Here is a 21317-nt window from a genome sequence, read left to right as displayed (position 1 = left end):
AGCGCAGCGACGGGAGTTGTGGTGAAGCGCCTGCTGTGGCTCGTGGCGGCAGTGGTGCTGGCGGTGGTGGTGGCCATCCAGGTCGGCACGGCCGACGAACCGGCAGCGGTCGCCGATGGCGTCGACGGCGCCGTCGTCCCGACCGTCGCCCCCGGTACCGACATCCTGGCGGGCGTGGTCGTCATCCCGCGGCGTGTGCGGGACCCGAACTACCGGCGGGCAGCGTTCGGCGAGTCCTGGACCGACGACAATTCTGCGCCCGAGGGCCACAACGGCTGCGACACCCGCAACGACATCCTCAACCGGGACCTCACCGACAAGACCGTCGTATCGCTCAAACGCTGCCCGCAGGCGGTGAAGACCGGGGTCCTGCGCGACCCGTACACGGGCGACACCATCGCGTTCACTCGCGGCAACCAGATCGGTGCGGCGGTGCAGATCGACCACATCGTGCCGCTCGCGCTGGCCTGGGACCTCGGGGCCAGAGACTGGAATGACGAGCTTCGACTCCGATTCGCCAATGATCCGGCGAATCTGCTCGCGGTGTCCGGGAAATCGAACCAGGACAAGGGCGACAAGCAGCCCGCCGACTGGATGCCGCCGAACCACGGCTTCTGGTGCCAGTACGCGGTGCAGTACATCGCGGTGCTGCGTGGTTACGGGCTTCCCGTGGACGCGCCGTCGGTGCCCGTCCTGCGCGATGCCGCGGCCACCTGCCCGACGAGCTAGGAGCCGTCGGCGTCAGTACACGGCGCAATATTCGCGGGTTTGTTGCCAGTTCGACTGATTCCGCACAATGAGTAGCGGGGGATTGTTTGCTGTTGTGTGCAGGGGTGGTGAAACCGCTAATTCCGGAGCGGCCGGCACAAAATTGCGCAGATATTGGTTGCCGAGCTATCGGGTCTCGGCAACCAATATCTGCTCATGTGACGGCGGCAAAATGACAGATGGCGGGGCGACTGAATTCGTTGCCGGAATGCCGTCGATTCAGTGATCTGTCGATATTTCGCCGCAGTCTGATGCCAAATTCGCTCCTGCTCGTCGTGGGGCCTGTCAGCGGCGTCCGAAAATGCCGCCGATGGTCTTCAGGGTGCCGTTGAGTGCACCGGCGACGGTCTTGGTGGTGCCGTCGAGTGCGCCTGCGGCCGTCTTGGTGGTGTTGTGCAGTCCGCCCGCGACGGTCTTGGTCGTGCCGTCGAGGTCGGCGGCGACGGTCTTGGTGGTGCCATTGAGGTCAGCGGCCAGGGTTTTGGTGGTGCCGTGGAGCGCGCCGGCCACGGTCTTCACCGTGCCGTCGAGTGCGCCCGCGACGCCGCCCACCGGGCTACTCGAGGTGGGCGCGTTGGCATGGCTCGTGACCCCGGAAGTGGAGGTGTCGGCCTGTGCCGTGCCCGCCCCGAATGTGAATAGCAATGCGCCGAAGCCAATTGTTGCCGCGCCCAGAATCATGCGCTGAGACCTGCGACGAATTGTCGGCGACGTTAATTCGGAAGTGTTCCTGAATGGATGAATCATTTCTCGAACCCCCTGCTCGATGATGTCCGGTTGCGTCGCAATAAACGGACGCAATATCAAATTAACGCACCAGAGGTAATAGCGGGATAGTTAACACGAATCAATTGCTGCGAGTTTCTCGACAATCGACACACGCGACCCACTGGACACATCTGTGACAGGGGAGCGGCACCACCCGCCGCGCTTACCCAAAATCGTTCGCGCCAAACATAAATGGTCGTTCTCCCCGAGGGGAGAACGACCATTTATCGTCGGTATCAGTTGCGCCGCAGGCGGCCTCAGATGCCCGTGTAGGTGGCGGGGTCCGGGCGGTAGCGGGTGCCGTCGTCCAACCCGTTCAGCGCGTCCATGTGCTCGGCGGCCAGCTCGAAGCCGAACACGTCGAGGTTCTCGGCGATGCGCTCCGGCGACGACGAACGGGGGATGACGGAGTTGCCGAGCTGCAGGCTCCAGCGGATCAGCACCTGCGCCGGGGTCTTGCCGTACTCGGCGGCAATGGACTGCACGGTCGGGTTGGTCAGCAGGTTGCCGACACCCAGCGGGCTGTAGGCCTGCGTCACGATGCCCCGCTCGGCGTGCACCGCGCGCAGCGCCGACTGGTTGAGCAGCGGGTGCAGCTCGATCTGGTTGACCACCGGGCTGACGTAGCTCAGGTCGATGATTGTGGACAGGTCCTCATCCGAGAAATTGCAGACGCCGATGGACTTCGCGGTGCCGTCGTTGTGCAGCTTGATCAGGGCGCCCCAGCTGTCCACGTACTTGCTGATGTCGCCGGCCGGCCAGTGGATCATGTACAGGTCCACGTACTCCAGGCCGAGCTTGTCCAGGCTGACCTTGAAGGCGTCCTGGCCGGCCTGGAAACCCTGGTCGGCGTTGGCCAGCTTGGTCGTCACGAAAATCTCGGCACGCGGAATGCCCGATGACGCGATGGCCCGCCCGACGGCTTCCTCGTTGCCGTACACGGCAGCGGTGTCGATCAGGCGGATGCCCATCTCGAGCGCGGCCGAGACGGCACGCTCGGTGTCGGCGTCCGACAGCTCACCAACACCGAGGCCGAGGGCCGGAATCGTGTTGTCGTCGTGGAGCGCCACATTGGGAATCTCTGCGGAGGCCATGTCACCTACCCTGTGAAGTTGAATGTTCGTGGATCCGGGCCCAGACGGGTGCCGTTGTCGAGGGTCGCGACGGACGCGATGTCCGCCTCGCTCAGCTCGAAATCAAACACGTTGAAATTGCTCGCAATCCGGTCTGGGTTCACCGATTTCGGGATGACGATATTACCCAGCTGGATATGCCACCTAATCAGCACCTGTGCTGGCGTTTTTCCGTGTCGCTCCGCGATGGTGGTGACGACCGGGTCCTCGAGCAGGGAACCCTGCCCCAGCGGGCTCCAGGCCTCGGTGGCGATGCCGTAGCGCGCGTGCACTTCGCGCAGCTCGGCCTGCGGCAGGCGCGGATGCAGCTCGATCTGATTCACCGCGGGCACGATCCCGGTGGCGTCGATGAGCAGTTTGAGGTGCTCGGGTTCGAAGTTGCTGACGCCGATCGCGCGGATCCGCCCCTGGTCACGCAGGTGGGCGAAAGCCTTGAAGGTGTCGATGAACAGGTTCTGCGCGGGCGTCGGCCAGTGGATGAGGTAGAGGTCGAGGTAGTCGAGCCCCAACCGCGTCATGCTGGCGTCGAACGCGGCCAGGGTCTTCTCATAACCCTGATCGGAGTTCCACAGCTTGGTGACGACGAAGACGTCCTCGCGCGGAATGCCGGAGGCGGCGACGGCCCGACCGACGCCGTCTTCGTTCCCGTAGGCCGCGGCGGTGTCGATATGGCGATATCCGGCGTGCAATGCTGCACTGACGGCGCGTTCGGTGTCCTCGGCCGGTGTCTGCCACACCCCGAGACCCACCACGGGAATGGACGTACCGTCGTTGAGCGTCAGTGTTGGACTCGGAGCACCTGAAGGATCAGCCATGACCATGAGCATGCCAGGCGATGCTGCACAGGCGGCAGTGACAACCGACGCCGAACTGGTCGTCCGGCCCGAACATCCCGTAGCGGGACGGCCCAGCCGCCTGCGCCTTGCGGTCCTGACCCGGGTCGGCGGCGTCGCCCTCCGCATCCTCCCAAGGATTCCCGATCGCCTGAAGCGCGTGCTGCTCGGCGGCCGCCGGGTCACCATCGACGGCAACACTCTGGACACCACCCTGCAGCTGATGCTGACGGCCCAGAACGCCAGCGGCGCCGGCGGCCTGGTCGCCAGCAGCGACGTCAACGTCGCGCGGGCCCAGCTGACGACGTTGTCGCAGTACCTCGACCCGGCCATCGCCGTGCCGACGACAGACCTCACCGTCCCCGGTCCGACCGAACCGCTGCGCGCCCGGCACTACCAGCCCGACGTCACCGGACCCGCGCCGCTGCTGGTCTTCTTCCACGGCGGGGGATTCGTCGTCGGCGGTATCGAGTCGCACGACGGGCTGTGCCGGCTGATCAGCCGTGACGCGGGTGTGCACGTCGTGTCCGTCGAGTACCGGCTGGCCCCCGAGCACCCGGCTCCGGCCGCCTCCGACGACTGCTACGCCACCTATCTCTGGTGTGTGGAGAACGCGGCGCGCCTGGGCGCCGACCCGGCGAAGATCGCGGTCGGTGGCGACAGCGCCGGCGGCAACCTGGCGGCCGTCGTGTCGCAGCGGGCCCGCGACAATCACAAACCGCTGCCGGCCCTGCAGCTGCTGATCTATCCCGTCACCAATTTCGCCGGGGACACCCGGTCGAAGGTGCTGTTCGCCGACGGCTACTTCCTCAGCAAGATCGACATGGACTGGTTCCGGGCCAACTACCTCGCCGAATCGGCGCTCGATCCGGCGGACCCGCGGGTCTCGCCGCTGCTGGCCGAGGATTTGTCAGGCCTGCCGCCGGCGCTGGTGCTCACCGGTGGGTTCGATCCGCTGCGCGACGAAGGCGACGCCTACGCCGCGGCGCTGGCGGCTGCCGGCGTGCCGGTCGACCACCGCACGTACGGGTCCCTGATCCACGCCTTCGCGAATTTCTTCCCGCTCGGCGGCGACAGCGCGGTCGCGACGGCGGACTTCATCTCCGCGTTCCGGGCTCACCTCACCCGCTGAGGCACGGGTCCGGCCGAGTTCAGGGACGGCGTCGGTACCCTTGACGCCGTGCCGTCGAAATCGTCGAAGTCATCGAAGAACGCCAGCTACGACCTGAAGGCCGCGGACCGCAAGCGCGACCTGGTGGTCAAGGGCGGGCTGACCGCGCTTGTCATCATCTTCGCGGTGGTGCTGGTGGCGTACATCGTGATGAACGGCAAGCCCAAGGCCGATCCGCACAAGGTGCAGGCGGTCCAGATCGCGGCGCCCAACGTCGTCACCAATCCCGGTACCAAGGACCCGAAGGTCACCCTGACGATCTACGAGGACTTCCTCTGCCCGGTCTGCGGCGTCTTCGAGAAGACGTACGGCCCGACCATCGCCAAGCTGATCGACAACGGTGACATCGCCGTCGACTACAACATCGTCTCGATCATCGGTCGCGGCGACCCGAAGTCGTACTCGACCCGCGCCGGCGCCATCGCCTACTGCGTCGCCGACGAGGACAAGACCGCGTTCCGGCGCTTCCATGAAGCGCTGTACAAGAACCAGCCCGAGGAAACCGCGGCGTCCTTCCCCGACAACGCCAAGCTGCTGGAGTACGCGCGCCAGTCCGGTGTCGCCGTCGGCCCGAACGACCCGCTCAGCAAGTGCGTCGAGAACGGCGTCTACACCGAGATGGTCAACAACATGGCCCGTAACGCGCAGATCCAGGGCACCCCGACCATCAAGATCAACGGCACCGAGACCAGCCTGGTCCCGAACGGCGACCCGGCCAGCCTGATCGAGAAGATCAAGGCCATCGCGCCCGATCTGCCCAACCTGTCCGCGGCGTCGGCGGCCCCCGCCGCGTCGGCTCCGGGTGCCCCGGCACCGCAGCCTGCTCCGGCGCCGCACCCGTGACCGACGTCGACACCCCCGAACGTCAGGTGGGGGTGGCAGTCAGCCGCCCCGCCGCCGTCTGGATTCTGCTCGCCGGCATCATCGGCGAGGTCGCCGCGTTCGTGCTGACCGTCGAGAAGGTCCGGCAGCTGCAGAACCCGTCGTACGTCCCGTCCTGCAGCATCAACCCCGTGCTGTCCTGCGGGTCGGTGATGCTGACCAAACAGGCATCGCTGTTCGGGTTCCCGAACCCGCTCATCGGCATCGCGGCCTTCAGCGTGGTGACCGTGACGGGTGTGCTGGCGGTGGCGGGAGTACGGCTGCCGCGGTGGTACTGGGCGGGCCTGGCCGGTGGCACGCTCCTGGGCGTGGTGTTCGTGCACTGGCTGATCTACGAGAGCCTGTACGAGATCGGTGCCCTGTGCCCGTACTGCATGGTGGTCTGGGTCGTCACCACGGCGCTGCTGATCGTGGTCACGTCAATTGCGTTGCGGCCCTTGGCCGGAGCCAACAAAGTGGTGGACGCCCTGTACCAGTGGCGGTGGCCGCTGTACGCCGTGTGGATCACCGCGATCGCATTGCTGATCCTTGATCGATTCTGGAGTTATTGGTCCACCCTGATCTAGCGCGCCACCCCGCCGTAACCGCTAGGGTCACTGGGTGATTTCCAAACTCCTGGTGGCCAATCGTGGCGAGATCGCGATCCGGGCCTTTCGCGCAGCCAACGAACTGGGTATCGCCACCGTCGCGGTGTACCCGTTCGAGGATCGCAACTCGCTGCATCGGCTCAAGGCTGACGAGTCGTACCAGATCGGTGAGAAGGGCCATCCGGTACGTGCGTACCTGAACGTCGACGACATCGTCGCCACCGCATTGGCGTGCGGCGCCGACGCGATCTACCCGGGGTATGGCTTCCTGTCGGAGAACCCCGAACTGGCGGCCGCCTGCGCCGCCGCGGGCATCACATTCGTCGGACCCAGCTCCGACATCCTCGAACTCACCGGCAATAAGGCGCGCGCCATCGAGTCGGCCCGCGCCGCCGGGCTTCCGGTGCTGGCCTCGTCGGAGCCGTCGTCGTCGGTCGACGATCTCCTCGCGGCCGCCGAGCAGATGCAGTTCCCGTTGTTCGTCAAGGCCGTCGCCGGTGGTGGCGGCCGCGGTATGCGCCGCGTGGCCGACCCGGCCGACCTGCGCGAGGCCATCGAAGCCGCGTCCCGCGAAGCCGACTCGGCTTTCGGCGACCCGACGGTGTTCCTGGAGCAGGCCGTCGTCAACCCGCGGCACATCGAGGTGCAGATCCTCGCCGACACCCACGGCAACGTCATGCACCTGTTCGAGCGCGACTGCAGTGTCCAGCGCCGGCACCAGAAGGTCATCGAGCTGGCGCCCGCGCCGAACCTGGACCCCGAACTGCGGACGCGCATGTGCGCCGACGCCGTGGCCTTCGCCCGGCAGATCGGCTACACGTGCGCGGGCACCGTCGAATTCCTCGTCGACGAGCGCGGCCGGCACGTGTTCATCGAGATGAACCCGCGCATCCAGGTCGAGCACACCGTCACCGAGGAGATCACCGCCGTCGACCTCGTGGCGTCGCAGTTGTGTATCGCCTCCGGCTCGTCGCTCGAGGAGCTGGGCCTGAGCCAGGAGACCATGCAGGCCCGCGGCGCCGCGCTGCAGTGCCGCATCACCACCGAGGACCCGGCCAACGGCTTCCGCCCCGACACCGGCCGCATCACCGCGTACCGCACCCCGGGCGGCGCCGGCATCCGGCTCGACGGCGGTACCAACCTCGGCGCCGAGGTGTCGGCTCACTTCGACTCCATGCTGGTCAAATTGACCTGCCGCGGAAGGGATTTGACGACGGCGGTGGCGCGCGCGAGACGTGCCCTGGCCGAGTTCCGCATCCGCGGCGTGTCGACCAACATCCCGTTCCTGCAGGCAGTGCTCGATGATCCCGACTTCGTCGCCGGAAAGGTGACGACGTCGTTCATCGACGAGCGGCCGCAGCTGTTGACGGCGCGCAGCAGCGCCGACCGCGGTACCAAGATCCTCAACTACCTGGCCGACGTGACCGTCAACCAGCCGCACGGACCGCGCCCGGCAGCCGTGTACCCGCGCGACAAGCTGCCCGCCGTCGATCTGAAGTCGGTCCCGCCCGCCGGGTCGAAGCAGCGGCTCGACGAACTGGGGCCGGAAGGCTTCGCGCGCTGGCTGCGTGACACCCCGGCCGTCGGCGTCACCGACACCACGTTCCGCGACGCCCACCAGTCGCTGCTGGCCACCCGCGTGCGGTCCACCGGTCTGCTGGAGATCGCCCCGTACATCGCCCGGTCGACGCCGCAGTTGCTGTCGGTCGAGTGCTGGGGTGGCGCCACTTACGATGTGGGCCTTCGCTTCTTGAAGGAAGATCCGTGGGAGCGCCTGGCCGCACTGCGTGAGGCGCTGCCCAACATCTGTCTGCAGATGCTGCTGCGCGGCCGCAACACCGTCGGGTACACGCCGTATCCGGAACTGGTGACGTCTGCGTTCGTCGAAGAGGCCACTGCGACCGGTATCGATATCTTCCGGATCTTCGACGCGCTCAACAACGTGTCGTCCATGCGCCCCGCCATCGAGGCGGTGCGCGAAACCGGTTCCGCGGTGGCCGAAGTCGCGATGTCCTACACCGGCGACCTGATGAATCCCGGTGAGAAGATCTACACGCTGGACTACTGGCTCAAGCTTGCCGACGAGATCGTCGACGCCGGTGCGCACGTGCTGGCCATCAAGGACATGGCCGGCCTGCTGCGGCCGCCGGCCGCGGCAAAACTGGTGTCGGCGTTGAAGTCCCGCTTCGATCTGCCGGTGCACGTGCACACCCACGACACCCCGGGCGGACAGCTGGCGACGTACATGGCCGCCTGGCAGGCCGGCGCCGACGCCGTCGATGGTGCCTCGGCGCCGCTGGCCGGCACCACCAGCCAGCCCGCGCTGTCGTCCATCGTCGCGGCGGCCGCGCACACGCAGTACGACACCGGGCTGTCGCTGGAGGCCGTCTGCGACCTGGAGCCGTACTGGGAGGCGCTGCGCCGGGTGTACGCGCCGTTCGAGTCGGGCCTGCCGGCGCCGACGGGCCGCGTCTACACCCACGAAATCCCGGGTGGCCAGCTGAGCAACCTGCGCCAGCAGGCGATCGCGCTGGGCCTGGGGGACCGGTTCGAGGAGATCGAGGACGCCTACGCCGGTGCCGACCGCATCCTCGGCCGGCTGGTGAAGGTGACGCCGTCGAGCAAGGTGGTCGGTGATCTGGCCCTGTCGCTGGTCGGTGCCCACGTCACCGCCGACGATTTCGCGGCCGAACCGGCGCGCTACGACATCCCGGACAGCGTCATCGGATTCCTGCGCGGCGAGCTGGGTGACCCGCCCGGCGGTTGGCCGGAGCCGTTGCGCAGCAAGGCCTTGGAGGGCCGCGGCCCGGCCCGGCCCGAGCAGCAGCTGACCGCGGAGGACGAGGCCCAGCTGGCCACTCCCGGACCCGTGCGCCAGGGTGCCCTGAACCGGCTACTGTTCCCCGGCCCGACCAAGGAGTTCCTGGCCCACCGCGAGGAGTACGGCGACACGTCGCGGCTCAGTGCCAACCAGTTCTTCTACGGCCTGCGCCGCGGCGAAGAGCACCGCGTGCAGCTGGAGAAGGGTGTCGAGCTGCTCATCGGTCTGGAAGCGGTGTCCGAGCCCGACGAGCGCGGCATGCGTACCGTGCTGTGCCTGATCAACGGGCAGCTGCGGCCGGTGCTGGTGCGTGACCGCGCCATCGCCGCGGACGTGCCGGCCGCCGAGAAGGCCGATCGGACCAACCCCGACCATGTCGCCGCCCCGTTCGCGGGCGTGGTCACGGTCGGCGTCGCGGCCGGTGACAAGGTCGACGCGGGCCAGACCATCGCCACGATCGAGGCCATGAAGATGGAGGCGGCCATCACCGCACCCAAGGCCGGCACCGTCGCGCGGATCGCCGTCACACCCACCGCGGGCGTGGAGGGTGGCGATCTGCTCGTGGTGATCAGCTGACCCGGATCATCGGCGGCCGTCACGGCGGCCGCCGGATCTCGGTGCCCGCCAAAGGGACTCGGCCGACGACGGATCGGGTCCGGGAGTCGCTGTTCAACGTGCTGGCGGCGCGGGTGGACTTCGACGGGGCCCGGGTCCTCGACCTGTACGCCGGGTCGGGGGCACTCGGGTTGGAGGCACTGTCGCGCGGCGCGGCGTCGGCCCTGTTCGTGGAGGCCGACCGGCGCGCCGCGGCCGTGATCTCGCGGAACATCGCCGAGCTCGGGGTCGACGGCGCCGTGGTGCGCTGCGGCACGGCAGCCGGCGTTGCGGCGACGACGGCGCCGCGGCCGGTGAATCTGGTGTTCGCTGACCCGCCCTATGACGTGCCGGCCGCTGACGTGGAAGCCGTTGTCGGGCAGCTCGTTTCGGGCGGTTGGCTGGCCGAGGGGGCCGTCGCGGTGATCGAGCGCCCGGCTTCCGGCCCGGCACTTGTCTGGCCGGACGGCTGGACCGTGCTGCGCGAGCGGCGGTACGGCGACACCCGGCTGGAAATGGCGGAGTGGACGCCCGGTCGGTCGAGCTGACCAGTCGGGCTTGATTCGGGCAGGCCTTGTACCGTCTTTGGCTATGAGTGGTGCGGTCTGCCCGGGTTCCTTCGATCCGATAACCCTCGGTCATCTCGACGTCTTCGAACGGGCGGCGGCCCAGTTCGACGAGGTCGTGGTGGCGGTGCTGGTGAACCCCAACAAGAAGGGCATGTTCACCGCGGAGGAGCGCATCGCGATGATCACCGAGGCGACGTCGCACCTGCCGAACCTGCGGGCCGAGGCCGGCTCGGGGCTGGTCGTCGACTTCGCGCGGGCTCGCGGGCTGACAGCCATCGTCAAAGGCCTGCGCACCGGCACCGACTTCGAATACGAGCTGCAGATGGCACAGATGAACCGGCACGTCGCCGGCGTCGACACCTTCTTCGTCGCGACGAAGCCGCAGTTCTCGTTCGTGTCGTCGTCGTTGGCGAAGGAGGTGGCGGCCCTCGGCGGCGATGTCACCGACCTGCTGCCGGCGGTGGTGAACAAGCGGCTGCAGGCCAAGCTGGCCGGATAGGTCGCGACACACCGGCCCGCAAAGCGTAGTCACACGAGTAACAACAGGCACACTGGTAACAACCAACTACGCCTGGAGGATGTTGCCGTGTACCGAGTATTTGAGGCGCTGGACGAGCTCGGCGCGATCGTGGAAGAGGCACGTGGCGTGCCGATGACCGCGGGCTGCATGGTGCCGCGGGGCGATGTTCTGGAACTTCTCGACGACATCAAGGACGCGATCCCGGGCGAGCTGGATGACGCCCAGGACGTGCTGGACGCCCGCGACGGGATGCTGCGCGAGGCCAAGCAGCACGCCGACTCCATGGTGTCGTCGGCCACGGCCGAGGCGGATTCGCTGGTCAACCACGCCCGTGCCGAGGCGGACCGACTGCTGGCCGACGCCAAGGCGCAGGCCGACCGGATGGTCTCCGAGGCGCGTGCGCACAGCGAGCGCATGGTCGTCGAGGCCCGCGAAGAGGCAAACCGGATCGCCAGCACCGCCAAGCGGGAGTACGAGGCCAGCACCAACCGGGCCAAGGCCGAGGTCGACCGCCTGCTGGAGAGTGGCAATCTGTCCTACGAGAAGGCCGTGCAGGAAGGCATCAAGGAGCAGCAGCGCCTGGTGTCGGAGACCGAGGTGGTTCAGACCGCCCACGCCGAGGCGACCCGGATGATCGATTCCGCGCACGCCGAAGCCGACCGCCTGCGGGGCGAATGCGACATCTACGTCGACACCAAGCTCGCCGAGTTCGAGGAGCACCTGCAGGGCACTCTGCGCTCGGTCAGCCGGGGCCGGCACCAGTTGCGGACTGCCGCCGGCACCCACGACTACGCCCAGCGCTGAATCGCTTAGCGGGAATGGCGTCCGGTCGGCGATCGGCGCCGTCGTAGGATTGAGCAATGCCTGGCCCGAGTCCGCTGACCATTGACATTGCGCGATTGGGCCGTCGGCCCGGGTCGATGATCACGCACGTCGAAACCGTGCCCAGTCCCGAGCGGATCGGCCTGGATCTGATGGCGATCGCGCCCGGCGCGCCGATCGAACTCGACCTGCAGCTGCAGTCGGTGTCCGAGGGTGTGCTGGTGACGGGGTCGGTGTCGGCGCCGACCACCGGCGAGTGCTCGCGGTGCCTCAATCCACTGTCGGGGCACGTCACCGTCGACCTCACCGAGCTGTTCGCCTATCCCGACAGCACGACCGAGGCCACCACCGAGGAAGACGAGGTCGGCCACGTCGTCAACGACACCGTCGATCTCAAGCAGTCGATCATCGATGAGGTCGGGCTGTCGCTGCCGTTCTCGCCGCTCTGCACCCCGGACTGCCCGGGACTGTGCCCGGATTGCGGGGTGCGCCTGCTCGACGCCGAACCGGACCATCACCACGACAAGATCGACCCGCGGTGGGCGAAGTTGTCGGCCATGCTGCCGGAGACCTCCGACGCCGACGGGCCTTCGTCGGAGGGCGGTTCGTGACGGTAGATCGTGCGCCGCTGCTGGCAGCACTGGGTGTGCAGTTGCCCGACGATCTGCTGACCGTGGCCCTCACTCACCGCAGCTACGCCTACGAGAACGGCGGTCTGCCGACCAACGAACGGCTGGAGTTCCTGGGCGACGCCGTGCTCGGACTGGTGATCACCGCCGAGATTTTCCGCCGCTACCCGGACCGCAGCGAAGGCGAGCTCGCCAAGCTCAAATCCGCGGTGGTCAATACCCAGGCGCTGGCCGAGATCGCGCGCAGCCTCACCCCAGACGGGCTGGGCAGCTATCTGCTGCTGGGCCGCGGCGAGATGGCCAGCGGCGGTGCGCAGAAGGCGAACCTGCTGGCCGACGGACTCGAATCACTGCTCGGCGCCACGTATGTCGAGCACGGCCACGAGGTGGCCCAGACCGTGGTGATGCGTTTGTTCAGCGCCGCGCTCGACACCGCGGCGAGCCTCGGTGCGGGCCTGGACTGGAAAACCAGCCTGCAGGAGCTTTCCGCGGCCCGCCGGATCGGTGTTCCGTCCTACGTCGTGACGTCCACCGGCCCCGAGCACGACAAGGAGTTCACCGCACGCGCGGTGGTGGGCGGCATCGACTACGGCGAAGGCACCGGGCGCACCAAGAAGGAAGCCGAACAGCACGCCGCCGCGGCGGCGTACCAGGCGCTGGAGGCCAGCCCCGAAGTCGACCCTGACGCCGACGCCGTCAGCAATGCCTGAGCTTCCCGAGGTCGAGGTCGTCCGGCGCGGCCTCGAATCACATGTCGTGGCAAAGAGTTTCACCACGGTACGGGTCCTGCATCTGCGCGCTGTGCGGCGGCATGACAACGGTCCCGCGGATCTGGCCGGCCGGCTGGCGGGACGCCGCATCACCGGGACGGGACGCCGCGGAAAGTACCTGTGGCTGACCCTCGACGGCGACGAGGCGCTGGTGGTGCACCTGGGCATGAGCGGGCAGATGCTGATCGGGCCGCCGGCCCGGCCGTCCCACCTGCGCATCGCGGCAGTACTCGACGACGGCACTGAGCTGAGCTTCGTCGACCAACGGACTTTCGGTGGCTGGCAGGTCTGCGATCTGGTCGAGGTCGACGGCAGCATCGTGCCCGTGCCGGTGGCACACATCGCCCGCGACCCGCTGGATCCCGCTTTCGATCCGGACGTTGTCGTGAACGTCCTGCGGCGCAAGGACTCCGAGATCAAGCGCCAGCTGCTGGATCAAACCGTGGTGTCCGGTGTCGGCAACATCTACGCCGACGAATCACTGTGGCGGGCGCAGGTCAACGGGTTCCGCCCGGCCTCGGCATTAGCCCGCCGGCGGCTCGGGGAGCTTCTCGGCCACGCCGCAGATGTGATGAATTCGGCTCTGGCACAATGCGGTACGTCATTCGACTCGCTGTATGTCAACGTCAACGGCGAGTCCGGCTACTTCGACCGGTCGCTGGACGCCTACGGCCAGGAAGGGGAGCCGTGCCGCCGCTGTGGCACGGCGATCCGGCGGGAGAAGTTCATGAACCGCTCGTCGTACTACTGCCCGAAATGCCAACCGCGGCCACGCATTCCGCGCCCGATCTGACGGCCCGGGCTACTTCAGCCCGGGAATGCCCTTGAACTTCGGCGAATCGGTCATGCAGAACTTCCACTCGCCGCCTTCTTTGCGTAGCGGAACGTTCGTCACCCCAGTGGACGAGCTGACGTTCACCGTCGCCCGATCTCCGTTGACGGTGATGTCGGTGATCTCGGCGCGTTTCGTCGAACCGGGGCCGGCATCGCCGGCGCTGCCGCCCTTGCCGAACTTGCCCGCGATCGACGGCACCTTGTCGTAGAGCTTCACGTCGTTCGCGCAGGAGTGCGCCTTGAAATCGTCGAAGGTGTCGATCTGGGACGTCATCAGGTCGCGGATCTTCTCCTGGTCCGACGACGCCCCGCCGGTCGTCACCTCGCCACCGCCGGACGCCGTGTCCGAGCCGGAGTCGGAGCGTGACATCACCATGGCGAAGACGACGCCGATCACGAGGACAACGGCGAATATCCCCGCACCGATGAGCGCCCACTTGCGGGTGTTGTTGGGCGGCGGAGGCGGGGGGAACCCCGGCTGACCTGGGAACCCCGGCCCCATCGGGTATCCGGGCGGCGGTCCGTAGCCCGGATACCCGTAACCGGGCTGGCTGTAGCCGGGCTGGCTGTAGCCGGGCGGACCGTAGGCCGGCTGCCCGTACGCGGGCGGACCGTAGGCCGGCTGTCCATAGGCCGGTGGACCGTACGCAGGCTGGCCGTATCCCTCGGTCGGCTGCTGTGGCGGCTGCCAGGGCTGGGCGCCCGGATCAGAGCCGGACGGGGGATAGGTCATGTCTGCGCGCTCCCTGTGAAATGTGCTCGGTGTCCAACGTAACACCAGCGCCACTACCCGAAATGCCAACCGCCGCCGGGCAAGTCACAGGTCGATCACTTCATGCCGGGCAGGTTCTGCAGCTGCTTCAGCTGCGGTGAGTCGGTGAAGCAGATCTTCCACTCGCCGCTTTCTTTGCGGAAGTACAGCGTGCCGGAACGCTCCAGGCCGGTGCCCGACGTCGCGGTGACTTCTGCGGTGGCGGTGTCCCCGGTCACGTTGACGCTGTCGACAGTCGCTTTGCCCTTGGCTCCGGTCGGATTGGTGCCCGTGCTGTCGGCGATGCCGGGGAACTTGCTGAAGAACTTCTGGTCGTTCTCGCACGCGCGTTCCTTGATCGACGACGGCCCCGAGCTCATGAGGCTCCGAATCTGATCCTCGTCGGAGTTGCCGCCCAGCGCGCTGAGCCCGCCGCCGGAATTCGACACCAGGACCACGGCAAGCACGATGCCGACGACGATGATGGCCGCCAGCCCACCGATCAGCGCCCACTTCGGGCCGTTCGATTTGGGTTGCGGCGCGCCGGGGAAACCCGGGCCCGCCGGGTAACCCGGCGGCTGTCCATAACCGGGCTGGCCATATGCCGGTTGCCCGTACGCCGGCTGACCGTATGCGGGTTGCCCATAGGCGGGCGGGGACTGGCCGTATCCCGGTTGGCCGTAGCCGCTCGGCGGGAACCCGGGTGCCGGCTGCTGCGGCTGCTGCCACGGCTGACCGCCTGGCTGCGGCCCGAGCGGGGGATAGGTCATGTCTGGTCGCTCCCTGTGAACTGTGCTTGCCGTCCAAGTTAACACCGGTGGGCCGTCTACCACCGGAAACGCCGGTCAGCCTCGGGCGTTACTTCATCCCGGGCAGCTGCTGCAGTTTCTTCATCTCCGGGGAGTCGGTGAGGCAGTACTTCCACTCACCGCCTTCCTTGCGGAAGTAGATGGTGGTGGTTGCCTCACGCCCGCTCTCCGCATGCGTGGTGACGTTCACGGTGGCACGCTCGCCCGTCACGTCGACACTGTTGACTGTGACCTTCACCTTGGGTCCGACCGGCGCCTTCTTACCGTCGGCGAGGCCGGGGAACTTGCTGAAGAACTTGTTGTCGGCGTCGCAACGGTGGTCCTTCAACGACGTCGGATCGCTCATCAGACTGCGAATCTGGTCCTCGTCGGAGTTGCCACCCAGTGCGCCGAGCCCACCCCCGGAGCCCGAAGTCCACACCACCACGCCGATCACGATGCCGATCACCGCGAGCAGGGCCAGCCCGCCGATCAGCAGCTTCTTGTTGTTGTTCGGGGTGGGTGCGCCGGGATAACCGGGTCCCATCGGATAGCCCGGTGGCTGTCCGTAACCGGGCGCATGCCCGTAACCCGGCGCCTGCCCGTAACCGGGCGGCGGGTAGCCGGCCGGCGGGTACCCGGGTGCCGGCTGCTGCGGCTGCTGCCACGGCTGTCCGCCTGGCTGCGGCCCGAGCGGGGGATACGTCATTGTCTGGTCACTCCTTGTGAAATGGCGCGTGATGTCGAAACCGGCGCCGCGCACCGGGCGCCGGCAAGCCGTGGCGTCCGCTCAGCGGGTCCCGGGCAGATTCTTGAAGATGGGATTGTCGGTGGAGCAGAACTTCCACTCGCCGCCTTCTTTACGCAGCCAGAACGCAACCTGCGACGACCCCGGGGGTTTGACCGTGGCGCGGTCGCCCGTGACGGTGATGTCGAGGACCTGCATGCTGTCCGCGTCACCTGCGACCTTCGGTATCGGCATACTGCTGAACGCGCCGCCGCCCGCCTGGCCGAAGAACTTGCGGTCGTTGGCACAGGAGATCGAAGCCATGTCGCCGCCACCGAACGTGGCCAGGAACTGGCGAATCTCATCCTCGTCGGAACCGCCACCACCCGACGACCCCGGCGCTGTGGCCTCGTCGGTCGGGCCGGTGCTGCCCGCCGAACCCTTGCGCTTGCCATTGGACTGGCTGCTCGCGGAGGTCGACGTGTCGTCGTCGGAGGAACCCGTCAGCGCGTAGATGCCAACGCCACCGAGGATCAGTACCAGCACGACGGCGCCGGCGATGAGAAGCCATTTGCCCGGACCGCCGGAGGTCGGCGGTGTGGCACCGGGATAGCCATAGGGCATCGGCGGCTGACCGGGCATCGGGCCGTATCCAGGCGGGCCGTAGGCGGGGTAGCCCGGAGCAACCGGTTGGCCGGCGCCGTACGAACCCTGCTGTGGGTACCCGGACGGGCCTGGATACGGACCTTGCGGCGGGTACGTCATGTGAACTCTCCCCCCGAGAGTGTTGCGTGAACCCTGACTTTACCTGGGGCCCAGCAGGGTTCCCGCCGGACATTGAGCGTCGGCGCGGTACAAATGTGCAATGACGGAACTGTGGGTCGAACGGACCGGGGTGCGCCGCTACACCGGGCACAGCTCGCGAGGGGCCGAGGTCCTCGTCGGGTCCGAAGACGTCGAGGGCGTCTTCACCCCGGGGGAATTACTCAAGATCGCACTGGCGGCCTGCAGCGGCATGAGTAGCGATGCGCCGCTGCGCAGCCGACTCGGCGACGACTACCAGGCCACCATCCGGGTGTCGGGGCCGCCGGACCGCGAGAACGAGGTCTACCCGCTGCTGCAGGAGTCCATGGAGTTGGACCTCTCGAGCCTTTCCGAGGACGAGATCAAGCGGCTCAAGATCGTCGTCGAGCGCACCATCGACAAGGTCTGCACGGTGGGCCGCACTTTGAAGGCGGGAACCGAGGTCACCTTCGGGTTCGCCGAGTGACCGAGGCAGTCCGGCTGTCGGCCTGGGTGCACGGCCAGGTGCAGGGCGTGGGGTTCCGGTGGTGGACTCGGGCCAGGGCACTGGAGTTGGGCCTGACCGGCTACGCCAGCAACAAGCCGGACGGCCGGGTTCACGTCGTCGCGCAGGGTTCGCGGGCCGATTGCGAGCGGCTGCTGGCACTCCTGCGCAGTGGCACCACGCCGGGCACGGTGACGACCGTCGTCGACGACTGGGCCGCTGCGGGCGACCCGATCGACGGTTTTTCTGAGCGTTAGTAGCCCAGGGGTCCCCGGCATTTAACCGGCGCGACGGTAGGGTTTCACCCCATGCATCTGAAGAGTCTGACGCTGAAGGGCTTCAAGTCCTTCGCGTCGCCGACGACTCTTCGCTTCGAACCCGGCATCACGTGCGTTGTGGGGCCGAACGGTTCGGGCAAATCGAACGTCGTCGACGCTCTGACCTGGGTGATGGGCGAGCAGGGCGCCAAGACCCTGCGCGGCGGCAAGATGGAAGACGTCATCTTTGCCGGCACGTCGTCGCGCGCGCCGTTGGGTCGCGCCGAGGTGACGCTCACCATCGACAACTCCGACAACGCCCTGCCGATCGAATACTCCGAGGTGTCGATCACCCGACGGGTTTTCCGCGACGGTGCCAGTGAGTACGAGATCAACGGCAGCAGTTGCCGACTGATGGACGTGCAGGAACTGCTGTCCGACTCGGGTATCGGCCGCGAGATGCACGTCATCGTCGGCCAGGGCAAGCTCTCGGAAATCCTCGAATCGCGCCCTGAGGACCGTCGCGCCTTCATCGAGGAGGCCGCCGGCGTGCTCAAGCACCGTCGGCGCAAGGAGAAGGCGGTCCGCAAGCTCGACGCCATGCAGGCCAACCTGGCGCGTCTGACCGACCTGACCACCGAACTGCGCCGTCAGCTCAAACCCCTGGGCCGGCAGGCCGAGATGGCGCGCCGCGCACAGACCATCCAGGCCGACCTCCGGGACGCCCGGCTGCGCCTGGCCGCCGACGACCTGGTGACCCGGCAGGCCGAATTCGACGACACCAACCAGACCGAGACCGCGCTGCGGCGCGAGCACGGCGAGGTGGCCGAGCGCCTCGAAGCCGCATCGGCCGAACTGGCCGGACACGAAGCGGCGGTATCGGGCCTGTCCGGCCGGGCCGAAGCAGCGCAACAGACCTGGTTCCGGCTGTCGGCGCTCGCCGAGCGGGTCAGCGCCACCGTGCGCATCGCCACCGAACGGACGAACCTGCTGGACTCCGATCCGGAGGTGTCGACCGGGCCGGACCCGGACGCGCTGGACGCCGAAGCCGACGCCGTCGCCGAGCACGAGGAACAGCTACTCGCCGAACTCGCCGAATCCCGGACCCGGCTGGAGGCCGCCCGTGGCGCGCTGGCCGAATGCGAACGTGCCGCGGCCGACGCCGAACGTGCGCAGATGGCTGCAGCCCGCGCCGAGGCGGACCGGCGCGAAGGTCTTGCACGGTTGTCCGGACAGGTCGACACCATGCGGACGCGGATCGAATCGATCGACGAGCGCACGGTCCGGCTGAGCGGCAGCATCGAGGAGGCGGCAGCCCGCCGGCAGCAGGCATGGGCCGAGTTCGAGACGGTGCAGGGCAAGGTCGACGAGCTCGACGCAGGCGAATTCGGCCTCGACGAACATCATGACCGCACCATGGCGGCGATGCGGCAGGCCGACGAACGTGTCGAGGAACTGCAGGCCGCCGAGCGCGCTGCTGAGCGGCAGGTGGCCTCGCTGCGGGCTCGCATCGACGCGTTGTCGGTGCGCCTCGACATCAGCGACGGGCCGGGGTGGCTGCAGAAAAACCATGATGGCGCAGGGCTTTTCGGCTCTGTTGCGGAACTGCTGCGGGTGCAGTCCGGGTTCGAGACAGCCATCGCGACGGTGCTGGGCGCTGCCGCCGATGCACTGGCAGCTGAGAGCTTGGAAGCGGCACGGGCCGCGGTGGACGCGCTCAAGAAGGGTGATGGTGGGCGCGCGGCCATCGTGCTGGGCGATTGGCCCGGCGAAACCGCTGCTCCGCGTAGAGAATTGCCGCCCGGCGCGCAGTGGGCGCTGGATCTGGTCGAGGTGCCGGCCCGCCTGAACGGTGCGATGACGGCCATGCTGGCCCGTGTCGCGGTGGTCAGCGATTTGTCCGGCGCACTGGATCTGGTTGCCGCTCAACCGGATCTGCGCGCAGTGACCTCCGACGGCGATCTGGTCGGCCCCGGCTGGATCAGCGGCGGTTCGGATCGCAAGCCGAGCGCCTTGGAGATCACCTCCGAGATCGAAAAGGCCCGCGCGGCGCTGCTCGATGCCGAACGTCAGACCAGTGAATTCGGCGCTGCCCTCTCTGGTGCACTCGCCGAGCAGACGGCTCGGCGGGACGCCGTCGAACACGCGTTGGCCGCGTTGCACGAATCCGATGCCGCCATTTCGTCGATCTACGAGCAGTTGGGCCGGCTCGGCCACGATGCCAGGACCGCCGACGCTGAATGGCAGCAGCTGCTGGCCCAACGCGACGAGCTGGAGGCCGGCCGCAGCCGCTCGCTGGCAGAGCTCGCCGAGCTGGAAGACCGCTTCCACAACGCGCAGCAGGAGCCGATGTTCGACGTCGAGTTCGTCGACCGGTCCGAGACGACGGCAGCCGCCGAAGAGGCGCGCGCGGTCGAGGTCGAAGCCCGGCTGGCGGTGCGCACCGCTGAAGAGCGGGCGAATGCCGTTCGGGGACGGGCAGATTCGCTGCGCCGGGCTGCTGCCGCCGAGCGTGAGGCCCGGGTTCGGGCGGCCCGTGCCCGGGAAGCCCGGGAGAACGCGGCGAAGGTCGCAGCCGCCGTCGCCGACTCCGGCCGGCTGGTGGCCGAAAAGCTCGCTGCCACAGTGGCTCTCGCGGCACGCAAGCGCGACGCGCTGGCCACCGAGCGGGCGCAGCGCTCTGAGGGATTGACGCGGGTCCGGGCAGAAGTGTCCGAACTCAGTGCCCGCGCCGCTGCGTTGACCGAGGCGTTGCACCGCGACGAGGTCGCGAAAGCCCAAGCGGCCCTTCGTATCGAGCAGCTCGAACAGCAGGCGCTCGAGCAGTTCGGTATGGCGGTCGCCGACCTGATCGCCGAATACGGACCGGACGTGCCGCTGCCGCCGACCGAACTCGAGATGGCCGAGTACGAGCAGGCCAAGGAGCGCGGCGAGCAGGTCAGCGCACCCACACCGATGGTGTTCGATCGGCCCACGCAGGAACGCCGCGCGAAGAAGGCAGAGAAGGAACTGGCCGAGCTCGGCCGCGTGAACCCCTTGGCGCTGGAGGAGTTCGCCGCGCTCGAGGAGCGCTACAACTTCCTGTCCACTCAACTGGAGGACGTCAAGGGCGCGCGCAAGGACCTGATGGACGTCATCGCCGATGTCGACGAGCGCATCCTGCGGGTTTTCACCGAGGCTTACGCCGACGTGGAGGCCGAGTTCAGTCAGGTGTTCCAAACGCTGTTCCCCGGCGGTGAGGGTCGCCTGCTGCTGACCAACCCCGGCGACATGCTGACGACCGGCATCGAGGTCGAGGCCCGACCGCCGGGCAAGAAGGTCAAGCGGTTGTCGCTGCTGTCCGGCGGTGAGAAGTCACTGACCGCGGTGGCGATGCTCGTGGCGATCTTCCGGGCGCGGCCGTCACCGTTCTACGTCATGGACGAGGTCGAGGCAGCGTTGGACGACGTGAACCTGCGCCGCCTGATCAGTCTGTTCGAGCAGCTGCGCGAAAAGTCGCAGCTGATCGTCATCACGCACCAGAAGCCGACCATGGAGGTCGCGGACGCGCTCTACGGCGTCACCATGCAGGGCGACGGCATCACGCAGGTCATCTCACAGCGCATGCGTGGCCAGGAGTTGGTTTCCAGCCAGTCCTAGGCGGGGGTGGTTGTCGGCGGCATTCTCGCCGGCTTTTTTGTGGCGCATGTCGGACCCTGCTGGCATAATCGAACACGTGTTCGAACATTCTGGTATCGGGGCCGGCGGGACTGTGATGTATCAGGACTTCGGTGACAGTTCTGCATCAGGACATCGGTGACAGTTG

21 protein-coding genes are annotated in these 21317 nt (G+C 67.7%); 14 read left to right on the top strand and 7 right to left on the bottom strand.

The features are described 5' to 3' along the window. Positions 1-21: 21 nt before the first annotated feature. On the top strand, positions 22-729 hold the full coding sequence (locus QRN63_RS27625) for an HNH endonuclease family protein (protein ID WP_285034167.1): 708 nt from the start codon (positions 22-24) through the stop codon (positions 727-729). A gap of 324 nt (positions 730-1053) precedes the next feature. Here QRN63_RS27625 and QRN63_RS27620 read toward each other — a convergent pair whose 3' ends face one another. The 3 genes from QRN63_RS27620 to QRN63_RS27610 form a co-directional block, all read right to left on the bottom strand. After that, the gene (locus tag QRN63_RS27620) at positions 1054-1449 is read right to left on the bottom strand and encodes a hypothetical protein (RefSeq protein WP_267316904.1); all 396 of its coding nucleotides are present in this window, start codon (positions 1447-1449) and stop codon (positions 1054-1056) included. A 344-nt stretch (positions 1450-1793) separates the two neighbouring features. Beyond that, positions 1794-2630 carry an aldo/keto reductase gene (locus tag QRN63_RS27615; protein WP_267316905.1) on the bottom strand — a complete coding sequence of 279 codons (837 nt, stop codon included), beginning with the start codon at positions 2628-2630 and terminating at the stop codon, positions 1794-1796. A gap of 5 nt (positions 2631-2635) precedes the next feature. Beyond that, positions 2636-3490 carry an aldo/keto reductase gene (locus QRN63_RS27610; RefSeq protein WP_502888203.1) on the bottom strand — a complete coding sequence of 285 codons (855 nt, stop codon included), beginning with the start codon at positions 3488-3490 and terminating at the stop codon, positions 2636-2638. Between QRN63_RS27610 and QRN63_RS27605 the strand changes: the two genes are divergently transcribed. The 10 genes from QRN63_RS27605 to mutM all read left to right on the top strand — a co-directional run bounded on the left by QRN63_RS27605 (position 3483) and on the right by mutM (position 13660). Next, entirely contained in the window at positions 3483-4634 is a 1152-nt protein-coding gene (locus tag QRN63_RS27605; RefSeq protein ID WP_267316907.1) for an alpha/beta hydrolase, read from the top strand. The two genes, QRN63_RS27610 and QRN63_RS27605, sit on opposite strands and share 8 nt — an antisense overlap. Positions 4635-4682: 48 nt before the next feature. After that, positions 4683-5516, top strand: a complete 834-nt coding sequence (locus QRN63_RS27600) for a DsbA family protein (protein ID WP_285034162.1) — start codon at positions 4683-4685, stop codon at positions 5514-5516. Further along, positions 5513-6121: a vitamin K epoxide reductase family protein gene (locus tag QRN63_RS27595; protein WP_285034160.1), complete on the top strand. Its 609-nt coding sequence runs from the start codon at positions 5513-5515 to the stop codon at positions 6119-6121. Before QRN63_RS27600 ends, QRN63_RS27595 begins: the two co-directional genes overlap by 4 nt. A 34-nt stretch (positions 6122-6155) precedes the next feature. Further along, positions 6156-9539 (top strand): pyruvate carboxylase, encoded by a 3384-nt coding sequence (locus QRN63_RS27590; protein ID WP_285034158.1) that lies wholly within the window; start codon positions 6156-6158, stop codon positions 9537-9539. Continuing rightward, complete coding sequence (gene rsmD, locus QRN63_RS27585) at positions 9536-10105, top strand: 16S rRNA (guanine(966)-N(2))-methyltransferase RsmD (RefSeq protein WP_285034172.1); 570 nt, start codon at positions 9536-9538, stop codon at positions 10103-10105. Before QRN63_RS27590 ends, rsmD begins: the two co-directional genes overlap by 4 nt. Positions 10106-10148: 43 nt before the next feature. Beyond that, a complete protein-coding gene (coaD, locus tag QRN63_RS27580) occupies positions 10149-10625 on the top strand; it encodes a pantetheine-phosphate adenylyltransferase (RefSeq protein WP_212811913.1) in 477 nt (158 codons plus the stop codon). A gap of 87 nt (positions 10626-10712) precedes the next feature. Next, positions 10713-11450 carry a cell division protein SepIVA gene (gene sepIVA / locus QRN63_RS27575; RefSeq protein WP_020103794.1) on the top strand — a complete coding sequence of 246 codons (738 nt, stop codon included), beginning with the start codon at positions 10713-10715 and terminating at the stop codon, positions 11448-11450. 56 nt (positions 11451-11506) lie between these two features. Continuing rightward, positions 11507-12079 (top strand): YceD family protein, encoded by a 573-nt coding sequence (locus QRN63_RS27570; protein WP_267316911.1) that lies wholly within the window; start codon positions 11507-11509, stop codon positions 12077-12079. Next, on the top strand, positions 12076-12807 hold the full coding sequence (gene rnc / locus QRN63_RS27565) for a ribonuclease III (RefSeq protein WP_267316912.1): 732 nt from the start codon (positions 12076-12078) through the stop codon (positions 12805-12807). The genes QRN63_RS27570 and rnc overlap by 4 nt, the downstream gene beginning before the upstream one ends. Beyond that, positions 12800-13660, top strand: coding sequence for a bifunctional DNA-formamidopyrimidine glycosylase/DNA-(apurinic or apyrimidinic site) lyase (gene mutM, locus QRN63_RS27560; RefSeq protein ID WP_285034154.1), 861 nt, complete (start codon positions 12800-12802; stop codon positions 13658-13660). The genes rnc and mutM overlap by 8 nt, the downstream gene beginning before the upstream one ends. A 9-nt stretch (positions 13661-13669) precedes the next feature. Here the strand turns inward: mutM and QRN63_RS27555 are convergent, their stop codons facing one another. From QRN63_RS27555 to QRN63_RS27540, 4 genes are all read right to left on the bottom strand, one after another. Further along, positions 13670-14434 carry an Rv0361 family membrane protein gene (locus QRN63_RS27555; RefSeq protein ID WP_285034153.1) on the bottom strand — a complete coding sequence of 255 codons (765 nt, stop codon included), beginning with the start codon at positions 14432-14434 and terminating at the stop codon, positions 13670-13672. A gap of 95 nt (positions 14435-14529) precedes the next feature. Continuing rightward, positions 14530-15222, bottom strand: a complete 693-nt coding sequence (locus QRN63_RS27550) for an Rv0361 family membrane protein (protein ID WP_285034151.1) — start codon at positions 15220-15222, stop codon at positions 14530-14532. An 88-nt stretch (positions 15223-15310) separates the two neighbouring features. Beyond that, the gene (locus QRN63_RS27545) at positions 15311-15949 is read right to left on the bottom strand and encodes an Rv0361 family membrane protein (protein WP_285034149.1); all 639 of its coding nucleotides are present in this window, start codon (positions 15947-15949) and stop codon (positions 15311-15313) included. Positions 15950-16030: 81 nt separating this feature from the next. Continuing rightward, on the bottom strand, positions 16031-16732 hold the full coding sequence (locus tag QRN63_RS27540) for a flagellar basal body-associated FliL family protein (protein ID WP_267316916.1): 702 nt from the start codon (positions 16730-16732) through the stop codon (positions 16031-16033). Between the two features lie 100 nt (positions 16733-16832). On the opposite strand from QRN63_RS27540, the gene QRN63_RS27535 reads away from it, so the two are divergent. The 3 genes from QRN63_RS27535 to smc are packed head-to-tail and all read left to right on the top strand — an operon-like array spanning position 16833 to position 21151. After that, complete coding sequence (locus QRN63_RS27535; protein WP_285034147.1) at positions 16833-17237, top strand: OsmC family protein; 405 nt, start codon at positions 16833-16835, stop codon at positions 17235-17237. Next, the gene (locus QRN63_RS27530) at positions 17234-17512 is read left to right on the top strand and encodes an acylphosphatase (RefSeq protein WP_267316918.1); all 279 of its coding nucleotides are present in this window, start codon (positions 17234-17236) and stop codon (positions 17510-17512) included. The genes QRN63_RS27535 and QRN63_RS27530 overlap by 4 nt, the downstream gene beginning before the upstream one ends. A gap of 51 nt (positions 17513-17563) precedes the next feature. Then, positions 17564-21151, top strand: coding sequence for a chromosome segregation protein SMC (smc, locus tag QRN63_RS27525; RefSeq protein WP_285034146.1), 3588 nt, complete (start codon positions 17564-17566; stop codon positions 21149-21151). Positions 21152-21317: the final 166 nt, after the last annotated feature.

Source organism: Mycolicibacterium sp. lyk4-40-TYG-92, from assembly GCF_030209435.1.
Taxonomy (GTDB): domain Bacteria; phylum Actinomycetota; class Actinomycetes; order Mycobacteriales; family Mycobacteriaceae; genus Mycobacterium.
This window is presented reverse-complemented; position numbering and strand designations above follow the sequence as displayed.